The sequence below is a fragment of the Streptomyces sp. NPDC002306 genome (assembly GCF_053593435.1).
On sequence record NZ_JBSFCK010000007.1, the window covers coordinates 198578 to 212446 of the forward strand.

The window sequence follows — 13869 nt, forward strand, 5'->3', positions numbered from 1 at the left end:
ATATCCCTTTTGTCCCTACTGTCTCTCTTAGTAGGTGACGTGCGTCATGTGGGGTGCTTCACGGTTTCGGTCACGTCCCGCGTACGGGGGCTCACGGTGCGGGGGCGTCGAACGTGACCGCGGTCTCGAACGCGGCCCGTCGTGTGGCGCGGCGCAGCGCCTTCAGCACCGCGGGACCGACGACGAGGGTCAGCACGACCGTGAGGAGGGCGCGGCCCAGGTCCCAGCCGAGCGAGGTGGCCACGCAATACGCGACGAAGCGGGCCAGGTTCACGGGGACGGTCGCGTGCGGGTCGAAGGCGATGTTCGAGGCGTTGCCGTCCATGAAGGTCCAGCCGGCCATGTTCATCGCCGTGCCGTAGGCGAAGGCGGCCAGGAAGCCGTAGGCGCAGAGCAGGGCCAGCTCGCCGCGGCCCCGCAGCCGGTCCGGGCCCGGGAGCAGACCCGCGCCCATCGTGAACCACCCCATGGCGAGCATCTGGAACGGCATCCACGGCCCCACCCCGCCGGTGAGCAGCGCCGACGCGAACATCGTGACCGAGCCGAGCACGAAGCCGAAGCCGGGCCCGAGGACCCGTCCGCTCAGCACCATCAGGAAGAACATCGGCTCCAGACCGGCCGTACCGGCGCCGATCGGGCGCAGCGCCGCGCCGGTCGCCGCGAGCACCCCGAGCATGGCGACCGCCTTCGGGCCGAGGCCCGACTCGGAGATCGTCGCCCCCAGGACCGGGACCAGCAGCACCAGCAGTCCGGCGAACAGCCAGGGGGCGTCCTGGGCGTGGGCACTGACCTGCGAGGTGGGCGGGGCCAGGAAGGGCCAGGTGAAGGCGGCCACCCCGACGGCGCTGACCAGGGCGAGCGCGGCGAGGGAACGGGGGCCGAGGCGGACGGCGCGTGCCTGCCGGGTCATCGCAGGGCCTGCCTGACCTGGGTGACCGTGAGCCACCGCTGCGGGGCCAGGATCTTGGTGACCTGTGGGGCGTAGGAAGGAGAGGAGACGACCACCTCGGCGGTCGGGCCGTCGGCGATCACCTCGCCGTCGGCCAGCAGGACGACCCGGTGGGCGAGCTCGGCGGCCAGTTCCACGTCATGGGTGGCGAGCACGATCGCGTGCCCCTCGGCGGCGAGCGCGCGCAGCACACCGACCAGCCGGGCCTTCGCCGCGTAGTCCAGGCCGCGGGTCGGCTCGTCGAGCAGGAGAAGAGGAGGGCGCGCGGTCAGGATCACGGCGAGCGCGAGCGCGAGCCGCTGCCCCTCGGAGAGGTCGCGGGGGTGGGCCTCGTCGGCGACGCCGGGCAGCAGTTCGTGGACGAGGGCGCGGCAGGTGCCGGGGGCGGCCTGCGCGTCCCGGTCGGCGGCCGCGCACTCGGCGGCGACCGTGTCGGCGTACAGCAGATCGCGCGGCTCCTGCGGGACCAGGCCGACCCGGCGCACCAGGTCGCGGGGCGAGGTGCGGTGCGGGGTCGCGCCGCCGACGCGGACCGTGCCCGAGGTGGGCTCGACGAGCCCGACCAGTGTGTTGAGCAGCGTGGACTTTCCGGCGCCGTTGCGGCCCATGAGGGCGAGGGTCTCGCCGGGGGTGACGGTGAGGTCGACCTGGCGGAGGGCCTGGACGCCCGCGCGGCGGACGGCGAGGGAACGGACCTCGGCGACGGCGGACGGCGGGGCGCAGGCGACGGACGCCTCCCGCTCGCGCGGGCGCCGGAGGGACCTGAGGGCGAGGAGCGGGCGGGACGAGGGGGCCCGCACCGCAGCGGGCGCGGATACGGGCGCGGAGATGCGTGCCGATCCGGGCACGGAGATGCGTGCCGATCCGGGCACGGAGACAGGTGAGGAGTCCGGTGCCGACGTCGGTGCTGGTGCCGGTTGTGCGGGGCGGGGTGTCGCTTCGGACAGGGCGGCCGGTGCGGTCCGTCCCGCCAGCTGTTCCCGCAGGCCGGACGCCCGGCGGCGGGCGTCGCGCACCGTCAGCGGCAGCGGGGACCACCCCGCCAGCCGGCCGAGGTCGACGACCGGCGGGTACACGGGGGACACCGCCATCACCTCCGCCGGGGTGCCCAGGACCGGGGCGGCGCCGGGGCCCGGCAGGAGGACGACCCGGTCGGCGTACTGGACGACACGTTCCAGGCGGTGCTCGGCCATCAGGACCGTCGTGCCGAGGTCGTGGACGAGCCGCTGGAGGACGGCGAGGACCTCCTCGGCGGCCGCCGGGTCGAGCGCGGAGGTCGGCTCGTCGAGGACCAGGACCTCGGGATGCGGGGTGAGGACCGAGCCGATCGCGACCCGCTGCCGCTGGCCGCCGGACAGGGTCGCGATCGGGCGGTCGCGCAGGTCGGCCAGGCCGAGCAGGTCGAGGGTCTCCTCGACCCGGCGGCGCATCACGTCCGGGGCGAGGCCCAGCGACTCCATGCCGTAGGCGAGTTCGTCCTCGACCGTGTCCGTCACGAAATGGGAGGACGGATCCTGGCCCACCGTGCCGACGACGTCGGCGAGTTCGCGCGGCTTGTGGGTGCGGGTGTCCCGGCCGGCCACCGTGACGCGGCCGCGCAGGGTGCCGCCGGTGAAGTGCGGGACGAGACCGCTGACCGCGCCGAGGACGGTGGACTTCCCCACACCGGACGGGCCGACGAGCAGCACGAGTTCACCTTCGGGCACCTCGAAGTCCACGCCCCGCACGCTGGGTTCGGCGGCGCCGTCGTACGTCACGCAGACGTCCTCGAAGCGGATCACGACGGCTCCTTGGGAGCGGGGGCGAGGAAGGCGGGGAGCAGGCCGAGGAGCACGGCGGCGGCGGGACCGAGGGGGAGCGAGGGCGCCACCAGGGGGACGACGCCGGGGTGCAGCGCCGCCGGGTCGGCGGAGGCGGCGACGGTGAGCAGCGCGGCGACGGCGGCACCGCAGGCCGCGACCAGACAGGCACGTACGTCCCAGCGGTCCGGGCGGTAGCGGGTGCGGGGCGTACGGCGGCCGCCGAGCCACAGGCCGCCCAGCGCGGCGGCGAGTCCGGCCAGCAGGACCGGCACACCGTACGTGCCGCCCTCCGCGGTGAGCAGGCCGTACGTGCCCGCGCAGACGCCGAGCAGCCCGCCGAGGGTGAGCGCGGCGGTGACGCGGCGGACCGGGGCGGGGACGGCGGCGGTACGGCCGTAGCCGCGGGCGTCCATCGCGGCGGCCAGGGCGACGGAGCGCTCCAACGCGCCCTCCAGGACCGGGAGTCCCACGTGCAGCAGGCCGCGTATGCCCCGGTCCGGGCGGCCGCGCAGGCGGCGGGCGGCACGCAGACGCTGGGCGTCGGCGATGAGGTTCGGGGCGAAGGTGAGCGCCACCACCACGGCCACGCCGGTCTCGTAGAGGGCGCCGGGCAGGGACTTCAGCAGACGGGTGGGCCCGGCGAGGGCGTTCGCGGCGCCCACGCAGATCAGGAGGGTGGCGAGCTTGAGGCCGTCGTAGAGGGCGAAGACGAGCGCCTCGGCGGTGACCGTGCCGCCCAGACGGATGCCCTGGGCCCAGTGGGGGAGCGGGACCTCGGGGAGGGTGAGCAGCACGTGCGTGCCGGGGATGGGCGAGCCGAGGGCGACGGCGAAGACCAGGCGCACGAGGAGCACCGCGAGGGCGAGTCTGGCGAAGGCGCCGTAGGAGCGGGACCAGGGGGCGGTGGCGGGACGGCAGGTCGCCACGACGTAGCCGGAGACGGTGATGAGCAGGGCGAGGAGGAGGGGGTTGGTGGTGCGGGTGGCGGCGATGCCGAGGCTCAGCGCCCACAGCCACCAGGCGCCCGGGTGGAGGGCCGCGGGTCGCCGCCGGGCGGCCGGGCCCCGCGACGGCGGGAAGTGGTGCGGCCGGTCGCAGCGGTGCGACGGCCCGCGGCTGTGCGGCCGGTCGTGGCGGCACGAGGGTCCGCCGTCGCGCCGGTCCGTGCCGCTAGTCACGCCCGCGCCGCCGCACCTGCCAGAACGCCGCCGCCGCCAGCGCGGCCACCGCCGCGGAACCGGCCATCAGGCCCACCGACGGACCCCCGCCCGACGTGGGCTTCCGCGCCGACGCCGACGCGGTCGCCGTCTTCTCCGGCTCCTCGTTCGCCGACACCTGTTCGCCGCAGCCCTGTTCCGGGTAGCCCGCGATCGCGCACAGCAGGGCGTTGGTGTCGTAGCGCAGGGGCCTCGCGACCGCCGCCAGGGCCTCCGCCGTGGTCGCGGCGGACGGCACGCGGGCGCAGGCCGTCCGGCTCGCGGGCGGGGTCTCGCCGGAGGGCGCGTCGGACGCCGTACCGAAGTCGATGACCAGGGCGACCCGCTTCTGGCCGCCCTGGGCCGGTGTCCCCGCGCAGATCGTCGCGAAGTCGGCCGTGCCGCGTGGCCGGGTCGCGTCCTGGGAGTCCGCGCTGACCGCGAAGCGGAAGCCCTGGACGTCGCCGTCCGAGGGGCGCGTGGTCGACGGGCCCTGGGTGGCGTACGCCCACCCGTCGCCCGCGCGGTCCCAGAAGGACCAGTAGCGGTAGCCGGTGGCCCACGCCTGGCCGGCCGCCCCCAGCAGGGGGAACAGGACGGCCAGGAGCAGAGCGACGGCGGCACGGCGGCGGCTCACGACCGGCGCTTCCTGCCGCGGCCGAAGAGCAGGAAACCGACCGCGACGACGACGCCGAGCAGGACCCCGCCGGCGATCCACACGACCGTGCCGGGGCCGGAGGAGTCGGAGGCCGCCGGGCTCGCGGAGTCGTCCGCGGCCTCGGAGTCCTTGACGTCGGGCACGAACACGGGACCCGGGCCGGTCGCGTTGAGGAGCTTCACCAGGTCCAGGCCGCCGAAGTCGCGCGGGTCGTGGGAGGTGGCGTTCGCGGCGAGGATCAGCTGCGCGTACGCCGCCGGGCCGCCCTGCCGCGCCCACTTGCCGGCGTCGGCCTGGAGCCAGCGCACGGCCGGGACCGCCGCCTCGCCCTGGTGGGCGGTCGCGAGCGCGACGACCGCGTCGGCGGTGTTGCCGTAGTCGGGCTGGTCGTCGGCGCCCGGCAGAGCCGACGTCAGGTGGCCGTCCGAGGCCAGCTCCTTGGCGAGGTAGGCGGCGCCGTTGCGGGCGGCCCGCGCGGGGTCGGCGGCCGCGTCCTCGCAGCTGAGGTCGGTCGCGTTCGGCTGCGGGGCGGCGCCCGCCAGGCCCTTGCCGAGGGCGGCGACCACGGCTGCCGCGGTCGCGTCCGCGTTGGCCGTGAGCGCGCCCTTCTTGTCGGGCTGGTAGGCGAAGGCGCCCGCTCCGTCGGCGGTGCAGGGCAGCGCGAGCTTCAGCAGGGCGTCGTACGGGGACTTGCCGCCCTTGCGGACGTCCTGTGGCTTCTCGCCCGTCGCGGACAGCGCGCCGACGACCACGGCGGTGGAGTTGGCGTCGCTGGCGCCGCCCGCCGCGTAGCCCCAGCCGCCGTCCGCGTTCTGCACCGACTTCAGCCAGGTGACGGCCTTGCCGGTGACGGGGCCGTGCCCGCCGAGCGCGGCCAGGGCCTGGACGGCGGCGGCCGTGCTGTTGGTGTCGGTCATGAGCTTGGCGTCGCAGGCCTTGGCGGTGTCGGCGCGGAACGCGGCGAACGACCCGTTCGCGCACTGCTGCCCGATCAGCCAGGCGATGGCCGAGGAGGCGGGCCGCACGCCCACGCTGTGCTGCGCGAACAGGGCGAGGGACTGGCGCCAGACACCGTCGTACGTGGGGTCGGTGCGGCCGTAGAGGCCGGCGGGTATCGCGGCCGACGGGGACGCGGACGGGTCGGCGGCGACGGCGGGCGTGGCGGCGCCGATCACGGCGGCGGCGGCCAGGACCGCGGCGCTGCGGGGGACGTTCATGATCGGCGGGTGCCTCTCCCTGTGGGGAGCCGGGCGACGCGGGGCACCCCCGGGTGGCTCGGCTCCGTAGACCTCGACGGTGCCGTGCACCGGCGGACGGCCGGTGCGCGTAAGCCGGTCACGAACCGTACGGGGCGATCCGGCTCGCCACCCTGCGGTGGCTCACGGCTGCGGGTCAGCGCCGGAATTGCACCGGCTTCCCCCCGTACGGGTGTGATGACGACGGCGCCACTCTACCGGCCCGTAGGAAAGGGCCGAGGGGCGGCCGCGAGGGCGGGCGCGCAGGTGGCGGGGCGGCCGTGCCACGGGGGCGGGCGGTTCACGCCGGCACGGGGGGTTCACACCGCCACGTACGTCACCGGCTCGCTCCCCGTCACCGCCTCCGCCCGTCCCAGCTTCACCAGTCGCCGCAGATGGGCCTCGGCCTCCGAGACCGCGATGTTCCGTGATCCGTAGGGGATCTGCTCCCAGGGGCGGTTCCACTCCATCCGCTCGGCCACCTGCCACGGGGTGAGGGGTTCGGCCAGCAGGGCGCGCAGGCCGTCGAGCCGGTCCTCGTGATGGGCCAGCAACTCCCGTACCCGGGACGGCGCGTCGGTGAAGGTGTACTGGTGGGCCGGGAGCACGTCGGCGGGGGCGAGGCGGCCGACGCGTTCGAGGGAGTCGAGGTAGTCGCCCAGGGGGTCGGTGACGGTGACGTCGTCCGGGTCCTCGTACAGGCCGATGTGCGGGGTGATCTCCGGGAGCAGGTGGTCGCCGGAGAACAGGCGTCCGTGGCCCGGGAGCCGGGACGGGTGTTCCTCCTCCAGGTGGAGGCAGACATGGCCGGGGGTGTGGCCCGGGGTCCAGACGGCGCGCAGCCGGCGGCCCGGCAGGTCGAGCAGGTCGCCGGGGACGATCTCCCGGTCGGGCAGGGCGGGGGAGAAGCCGGGCAGGGCGCGACGGGGGCGGGCGGTGCGCAGCGGTGCCACGTGCTCCTCGGGGGCGCCGGCGGCGGCGAGCTTGTCCCGCATGTACGTGAACCAGCGGTCGGGGCGGGTCTCCCGGGTCCTGCGGACGATGGCGATGTCCGCCGCGTGCATCGCGACCCAGGCGCCGGAGGCCTCGCGCACCCGGCCGGACAGACCGTGGTGGTCGGGGTGGTGGTGGGTGATCACGACGCCGTGGACCGCGGCGGCCGACGTGCCGCAGGCGGTGAGGCCCGCGGCGAGGGTGTCCCAGGACGCCGGGTCGTCCCAGCCGGTGTCGATCAGCACGGGTCCGCGGTCGGTGTCGACGACGTACACGAGGGTGTGGCCGAGGGGGTTGTCCGGGATGGGGACCTCGATGGACCGTACGCCGCCGCCGTGGTCGTGCACCTGCGTCATGGGCTCCCCAATCGCCGCGTCCCGGTCACTATAACTAGAACAAGTTTCGATGGGAGCCCGGGTCGACCGATGTGCCGGCCGTCCTGCCCGTGGACTCCTCGGAGCGGAGCTGCTATCAGTTCCGTATCTGATGGATCGTCAGAGCAGGCCCCCGGGGAGGCAGTCGCCATGACCGAGCTCGTGGAACACGGACAGCTGTTCATCGGCGGGGAGTTGACCGACCCCCTGGGCAAGGAGGTCATCGAGGTGATCTCGCCGCACACGGAGGAGGTCATCGGGCGGGTGCCGCACGCCTCGACGGCCGACGTGGACCGGGCCGTCGCGGCCGCCCGGAAGGCGTTCGACGAGGGGCCCTGGCCCCGGATGACGCTCGACGAGCGGCTGGAGGTGGTCACCAGGATCAAGGACGCGATCGCCGTACGGCACGAGGAGATCGCCCGCGTCATCTCCGCCGAGAACGGGTCGCCGTACTCCTGGAGCGTCCTGGCGCAGGCGCTCGGCGCGATGATGGTGTGGGACGCGGCGATCACCGTCGCGCGCGGCTTCGTCCACGAGGAACGGCGCGACGGCGTGCTCGGGAAGATCCTGGTGCGGCGCGAGCCCGTCGGGGTCGTCGCGGCCGTGGTGCCGTGGAACGTCCCGCAGTTCGTCGCCGCCGCGAAGCTGGCCCCCGCGCTGCTCACCGGCTGCACGGTGGTGCTCAAGCCGTCGCCGGAGTCGCCGCTCGACGCGTACATCCTCGGTGAGATCGCCCGGGAGGCCGGGCTGCCGGAGGGTGTGCTGTCGATCCTGCCGGCGGACCGTGAGGTCAGCGAGTACCTGGTGGGACACCCCGGGATCGACAAGGTGTCCTTCACCGGGTCGGTCGCGGCCGGCCGGCGGGTGATGGAGGTGGCCGCGCGCAACCTCACCCGGGTCACGCTGGAGCTGGGCGGCAAGTCGGCGGCGGTGGTGCTGCCCGACGCGGACCTCGCGACGGCGGTCCCCGGCATCGTCTCGGCGGCCTGGATGAACAACGGGCAGGCCTGTGTGGCCCAGACCCGCATCCTCGTGCCGCGCTCGCGCTACGACGAGTTCGCGGACGCCTTCGCGGCGGCGGCGAGCGCGCTGGTCGTGGGCGATCCGCTGGACCCGGCGACGCAGGTCGGCCCGCTGGTGGCGCGGCGCCAGCAGCGGCGCAGCCTCGACTACATCCGGATCGGCCAGGAGGAGGGCGCGAAGATCCTCACGGGCGGCGGCCGCCCGCCGGGCCTGGAGCGCGGCTGGTACGTCGAGCCGACCCTCTTCGGCGATGTGGACAACGCGATGCGTATCGCCCGCGAGGAGATCTTCGGCCCGGTGATCTGCCTGCTTCCCTACGGCGACGAGGCCGAGGCCGTGCGGATCGCGAACGACTCCGAGTACGGGCTGAGCGGCAGCGTCTGGACGGCCGACGTCGAGCACGGCGTCGAGGTCGCGCGCCGGGTCCGTACGGGCACGTACTCCGTCAACACCTTCAGTCTCGACATGCTCGGCCCGTTCGGCGGCTACAAGAACTCCGGTCTGGGGCGGGAGTTCGGGCCCGAGGGGTACGGCGAGTTCCTCGAACACAAGATGATCCACCTCCCGGCCGGCTGGGAGGCGTGAGGCGGCATGGGTGACCGCTGGCACGTCGAGGTCGACCGCGCCCTGTGCATCGGTTCCTCCCAGTGCCTCCACCACGCCCCGACCGGCTTCCGGCTCGACACAGGGCGTCAGTCCCACCCCGTCGAGCCCGACACGGACGCCAACGAGCGGGTGCTGGCGGCGGCGGAGGGGTGCCCGGTGGAGGCCATCCTGATCACGCTGCTGAGCAGCGGGGAGCCGGTGTTCCCGCCGGAGGAATAGGAAGAACAAGAAGGAACAAGACAGAAGAAAATTCCGATTTGGGGTGTTATATCCGGCCGGGAAGGTTCTATGCTGGTAGAGGCCTACGAGGCGAGTGAGGGAGTTCGACCGGAGTAGCCGACTTGGGCGTGACGCCGAGGCACCTGTAAAGGCATCCGCCGGGGCCGACGTCGACGGTCGGGCTGAGAGGCCGGAAGGTAGCAGTCGGACCGGAAGGCGACCTCCACCACCTGATCCGGACCATGCCGGCGAAGGGAACCCGTCTCGTAGGTTTTCTACGTCCCCTCGGGGGACGTGAGGTCGATCAGCCGGCACACCGTCTCGATGTCGATCTTGACCTGGGCGATGGAGGCGCGGCCCGAGAGCCAGGTGATGAGGGCCGAGTGCCAGGTGTGCTCGATGACGCGGACCGCGGAGAGCTGCTCGGGGGTGGGATTCTCCAGCCCCATGGCGTCCAGGATGATCACCGTGGTCTGGCGGGAGACCTGGTCGACCTCGGGGGAGACGCTGCGGTCCGCGAAGGTCAGGGCGCGCACCATCGCGTCCGCCAGGTGGGGCTCGCGCTGGAGGGCGCGGAACGCGCGCATCAGGGTCTCCGCGACCCGCTCGGCGGCCGTGTCGCCCGTCGGCGGCTTCTTGCGCAGCGTGCCGTGCATGTGCTCCAGCTGGTCCTGCATGGTGGCGACCAGCAGGTGCACCTTGGACGGGAAATAGCGGTACAGCGTGCCCAGTGCCACCTGCGAGGACTCCGCGACCTCGCGCATCTGCACCGCGTCGAACCCGCCCCGGCTGGCCAGCTGGGCACTCGCGTGCAGGATGCGCCGCCGGCGCGCCGCCTGCCGCTCCGTGAGCGGCGGGAGGGCCGGTCTGTCGGCGCTGGCTTCCACCTTGACCACCTTGGCTTCCGCGGGCATGGATCCTGTTCCGTGACGGTCGGTGAGGGCGAGTGATCAGACAGCATGGCAGAAGCCGTCCGCCGTGGCGTGAATCACCTGATCCACTGCTCACAGCTCCCCTACCTGCCGGTAGATTCAGAGCCTCCCGAACGATCAAGTCTGAAACTTGTTCTAGATTAGCGTCCCGGCGTAATCTCGCGGGACAGTGCACGCAGAAGGGGGCCCAGAGTGACCGCTGAGGCCAGTCAGGCGGGTCCTTCGGAGGATCCCGCCGCGGACGGCGAGCGACCGCTCGACATCGCGCTCCTCACCTACAAGGGAAACCCGTTCTGCGGCGGCCAGGGCGTCTACGTCCGCCATCTCTCCCGCGAGCTGGCCCGCCTCGGTCACCGTGTCGAGGTCATCGGCTCCCAGCCGTATCCCGTCCTCGACGAGGGCGAGGGCCCGGCCTACGGCCGCCTGAGCCTGACCGAGCTGCCCAGCCTCGACCTCTACCGCCAGCCCGACCCGTTCCGCACCCCCGGCCGCGGCGAGTACCGCGACTGGGTCGACGCGCTCGAGGTCGCCACCATGTGGACCGGCGGCTTCCCGGAACCGCTGACGTTCTCTCTGCGTGCCGGCCGCCATCTGCGGTCCCGGCGCGGCGAGTTCGACATCGTGCACGACAACCAGACCCTGGGCTACGGGCTGTTGGGTGACGTCGGCGCGCCCCTGGTCACCACCATCCACCACCCGATCACCGTGGACCGCCAGTTGGAGCTGGACGCGGCAGACGGCTGGCAGCGCCGTTTCTCCGTGCGCCGCTGGTACGGCTTCACCCGGATGCAGAGGCGCGTGGCGCGCCGGCTGCCGTCCGTGCTCACCGTCTCCGGCACCTCGCGCCAGGAGATCGTCGACCACCTGGGTGTCCGTCAGGACCGCGTCCACGTCGTCCACATCGGCGCCGACACCGACCTGTTCTCGCCCGACCCGTCGGTGCCGCAGGTCCCGGGCCGCATCGTGACCACGTCCAGCGCGGACGTGCCGCTGAAGGGCCTGGTCTTCCTCGTCGAGGCACTGGCGAAGGTGCGCACCGAGCACCCGGACGCGCACCTGGTCGTCGTCGGCAGGCGCGCCGAGGACGGGCCGGTCGCCCAGCTCATCGAGCGGTACGGCCTCGAAGGCGCCGTCGACTTCGTCAAGGGCATCTCCGACGCGGAACTCGTCGACCTGGTCCGCTCGGCGGAGGTCGCCTGCGTGCCGTCCCTCTACGAGGGCTTCTCCCTCCCGGCCGCCGAGGCCATGGCCACCGCGACCCCGCTGGTCGCCACCACCGGCGGCGCCATCCCCGAGGTCGCCGGACGCGACGGCGAGACCTGCCTTGCGGTACCGCCCGGCGACGCGGGGGCGCTGGCCACCGCGCTGAGCCGGCTGCTCGGCGACCCGGAGCTGCGGGTGCGGCTCGGCCACGCCGGGCGCGCCCGCGTACTGGCCCGCTTCACCTGGGCCCGCGCCGCCGAGGGCACGGTCGCCCACTACCGCGAGGCGATCGCCCGCCCCGGCACCCGGCTCCGCGCCGACGGGGGCGGCACCCCCGCCGCGGCCTCACCCGGGTCCGGCCCCACGACCTCGACCAGCGTTACCGGCGTCTACCCCGAAAGCAGGGCCACGTGCTGACCGTCGACTTCTCCCGGTTCCCGCTCGCCCCGGGCGACCGAGTCCTGGACCTCGGCTGCGGAGCGGGCCGGCACGCCTTCGAGTGCTACCGGCGCGGCGCGCAGGTCGTGGCCCTGGACCAGAACGGCGACGAGATCCGCGAGGTCGCGAAGTGGTTCGCGGCGATGAAGGAGGCGGGCGAGGCCCCGGCCGGAGCCACCGCGACGGCCATGGAGGGCGACGCGCTCGCCCTGCCCTTCCCCGACGAGTCCTTCGACGTCGTGATCATCTCCGAGGTCATGGAACACATCCCGGACGACAAGGGTGTCCTCGCGGAGATGGTCCGGGTGCTCAGGCCCGGCGGACGCATCGCCATCACGGTCCCGCGCTACGGCCCCGAGAAGGTCTGCTGGACCCTGTCCGACGCGTACCACGAGGTCGAGGGCGGCCACATCCGCATCTACAAGGCGGACGAACTCCTCGCGAAGATCCGCGAAGCCGGCCTGCGCCCCTACGGCACCCACCACGCCCACGCGCTGCACTCGCCGTACTGGTGGCTGAAGTGCGCCTTCGGCGTCGACAACGACAAGGCGCTGCCGGTGCGGGCGTACCACAAGCTCCTGGTCTGGGACATCATGAAGAAGCCGCTGGCCACCCGGGTCGCCGAGCAGGCGCTGAACCCGCTGATCGGCAAGAGCTTCGTGGCGTACGCGACCAAGCCGCACCTGCCCCGGGTCGCCGGCGCGTCCGACGCGTCCGTGGCGTCCGAGGCGGACGCCACGTGACCACCCCCCGGACGGAACACCTCGTCCTGCCCGGGGTCCTCACCGCCGAGCAGGCCGCCGCGACCGTCCGCGGCATCCTCGCCGCGCAGCGGGAGGACGGCGCGATCCCGTGGTTCCGGGGACACCACCTCGACCCGTGGGACCACACCGAGGCCGCGATGGCGCTGGACGCGGCGGGCGAGCACGAGGCCGCCGACCGGGCGTACACCTGGCTGGCCAGGCACCAGAACGCCGACGGCTCCTGGTACGCGGCCTACGCCGACGGCGCCTTCGACGAGGTCACCGACCGGGCCCGGGAGACGAACTTCGTCGCCTACATAGCCGTCGGTGTCTGGCACCACTACCTCGCCACCGGCGACGACACCTTCCTGGAACGGATGTGGCCGGCGGTCGTCGCGGCGGTCGAGTTCGTCCTCGGGCTCCAGCAGCCCGGTGGACAGATCGGCTGGCGGCGCGCGGACGACGGCACGGACACCACGGACGCGCTGCTGACCGGCAGTTCCTCGATCCACCACGCGCTGCGCTGCGCCCTCGCCATCGCCGAGCAGCGTGAAGAGCCGCAGCCGGACTGGGAGTTGGCGGCGGGAGCGCTGCGGCACGCCATCCGGTGCCACCCGGAGCGGTTCCTCGACAAGGACCGCTACTCGATGGACTGGTACTACCCGGTCCTCGGCGGCGCCCTGACCGGAGCCGAGGCCAAGTCCCGTATCGAGGAGTCCTGGGACCGCTTCGTCGTCCCCGGTCTCGGGGTGCGCTGCGTGGTTCCCAACCCGTGGGTGACGGGCGGCGAGTCGGCCGAACTCGCCCTCGCGCTCTGGGCGATGGGCGAGTCCGACCGGGCCTTGGAGATCCTCCAGTCCATCCAGCATCTGCGCGACGCGGAGAGCGGCCTGTACTGGACCGGCTACGTCTTCGACGACGAGGCCGTCTGGCCGCGGGAACTGACCACCTGGACGGCCGGTTCACTGCTGCTGGCCGTGGCCGCGCTCGGCGGCCACGAGGCCACCTGCGCGGTCTTCGGCGGCGAGTTCCTGCCGGGCGGACTGGACCCGGACTGCTGCGACTGAGCCGCGCCCCTCGTCAGTGGCGGTGGGCGCGGTTGGCGATGGCGTGGCCGATGAACAGGTAGACCACGGCGGCCAAGCCGTAACCGGCGACGACACGGGCCCAGGCCTCGTCGAACGTGAACAGGTCACGCGACCAGCCCGCGAGCCAGTTGGCCGCGTGATGGACGAACTGCACCAGGTCGTTACCCCGGTTGGCGTCCAGCAGGTACATGATGATCCACAGTCCGAGGATCACGGCCATGATGTCGGCGACCACCGCTATGACCGTTCCTGCGGAGTTGGAACCCGTGCGATATCGAGTGGACATGACTACCGTCTGGCCCCGGATCCCTGATTGAAACCTGGAGAATCCCGGAGTGCCCAGGGGCGTCCGGGGCCGGCCGGGCCGGTGTCCCCCAAGTGGCGTAGTCGGCGCCACGGGGTGAACCTGC

General features: G+C 73.5%; 13 protein-coding genes and 1 riboswitch. Of the genes, 5 read left to right on the plus strand and 8 right to left on the minus strand.

The window, feature by feature from the left end; genetic code table 11:
• Positions 1-91: 91 nt before the first annotated feature.
• From ACWCQK_RS16715 to ACWCQK_RS16740, 6 genes are all read right to left on the minus strand, one after another.
• Positions 92-910: an ECF transporter S component gene (locus tag ACWCQK_RS16715; RefSeq protein WP_451155876.1), complete on the minus strand. Its 819-nt coding sequence runs from the start codon at positions 908-910 to the stop codon at positions 92-94.
• Positions 907-2730 (minus strand): ABC transporter ATP-binding protein, encoded by a 1824-nt coding sequence (locus ACWCQK_RS16720; protein ID WP_451155877.1) that lies wholly within the window; start codon positions 2728-2730, stop codon positions 907-909. The genes ACWCQK_RS16715 and ACWCQK_RS16720 overlap by 4 nt, the downstream gene beginning before the upstream one ends.
• Positions 2727-3764 carry an energy-coupling factor transporter transmembrane protein EcfT gene (locus ACWCQK_RS16725; protein ID WP_451156033.1) on the minus strand — a complete coding sequence of 346 codons (1038 nt, stop codon included), beginning with the start codon at positions 3762-3764 and terminating at the stop codon, positions 2727-2729. Before ACWCQK_RS16725 ends, ACWCQK_RS16720 begins: the two co-directional genes overlap by 4 nt.
• Positions 3765-3921: 157 nt before the next feature.
• Positions 3922-4584 carry an SCO2322 family protein gene (locus tag ACWCQK_RS16730; RefSeq protein ID WP_451155878.1) on the minus strand — a complete coding sequence of 221 codons (663 nt, stop codon included), beginning with the start codon at positions 4582-4584 and terminating at the stop codon, positions 3922-3924.
• A complete protein-coding gene (locus tag ACWCQK_RS16735; protein ID WP_451155879.1) occupies positions 4581-5822 on the minus strand; it encodes a prenyltransferase/squalene oxidase repeat-containing protein in 1242 nt (413 codons plus the stop codon). The genes ACWCQK_RS16730 and ACWCQK_RS16735 overlap by 4 nt, the downstream gene beginning before the upstream one ends.
• A 132-nt stretch (positions 5823-5954) precedes the next feature.
• Positions 5955-6025: riboswitch (cobalamin riboswitch) on the minus strand.
• A 135-nt stretch (positions 6026-6160) separates the two neighbouring features.
• Positions 6161-7189 (minus strand): MBL fold metallo-hydrolase, encoded by a 1029-nt coding sequence (locus ACWCQK_RS16740; protein ID WP_451155880.1) that lies wholly within the window; start codon positions 7187-7189, stop codon positions 6161-6163.
• A gap of 168 nt (positions 7190-7357) precedes the next feature.
• On the opposite strand from ACWCQK_RS16740, the gene ACWCQK_RS16745 reads away from it, so the two are divergent.
• Together ACWCQK_RS16745 and ACWCQK_RS16750 are read left to right on the plus strand one after the other, a co-directional pair.
• Positions 7358-8815, plus strand: coding sequence for an aldehyde dehydrogenase (locus ACWCQK_RS16745; RefSeq protein ID WP_451155881.1), 1458 nt, complete (start codon positions 7358-7360; stop codon positions 8813-8815).
• Positions 8816-8821: 6 nt separating this feature from the next.
• Entirely contained in the window at positions 8822-9055 is a 234-nt protein-coding gene (locus ACWCQK_RS16750; protein WP_451155882.1) for a ferredoxin, read from the plus strand.
• Between the two features lie 275 nt (positions 9056-9330).
• On the opposite strand, the gene ACWCQK_RS16755 is transcribed toward ACWCQK_RS16750, so the two are convergent.
• Entirely contained in the window at positions 9331-9969 is a 639-nt protein-coding gene (locus ACWCQK_RS16755; RefSeq protein WP_451155883.1) for a TetR family transcriptional regulator, read from the minus strand.
• 210 nt (positions 9970-10179) lie between these two features.
• On the opposite strand from ACWCQK_RS16755, the gene ACWCQK_RS16760 reads away from it, so the two are divergent.
• From ACWCQK_RS16760 to ACWCQK_RS16770, 3 genes are read left to right on the plus strand one after another with little or no spacing between them, the layout of a single operon-like run.
• Positions 10180-11607, plus strand: coding sequence for a glycosyltransferase family 4 protein (locus tag ACWCQK_RS16760; protein ID WP_451155884.1), 1428 nt, complete (start codon positions 10180-10182; stop codon positions 11605-11607).
• A complete protein-coding gene (locus ACWCQK_RS16765; protein ID WP_451155885.1) occupies positions 11601-12371 on the plus strand; it encodes a class I SAM-dependent methyltransferase in 771 nt (256 codons plus the stop codon). Before ACWCQK_RS16760 ends, ACWCQK_RS16765 begins: the two co-directional genes overlap by 7 nt.
• Complete coding sequence (locus ACWCQK_RS16770) at positions 12368-13438, plus strand: prenyltransferase (protein ID WP_451155886.1); 1071 nt, start codon at positions 12368-12370, stop codon at positions 13436-13438. Before ACWCQK_RS16765 ends, ACWCQK_RS16770 begins: the two co-directional genes overlap by 4 nt.
• Positions 13439-13451: 13 nt before the next feature.
• On the opposite strand, the gene ACWCQK_RS16775 is transcribed toward ACWCQK_RS16770, so the two are convergent.
• Positions 13452-13745 (minus strand): hypothetical protein, encoded by a 294-nt coding sequence (locus ACWCQK_RS16775; protein ID WP_385781309.1) that lies wholly within the window; start codon positions 13743-13745, stop codon positions 13452-13454.
• Between the last annotated feature and the right edge of the window lie 124 nt (positions 13746-13869).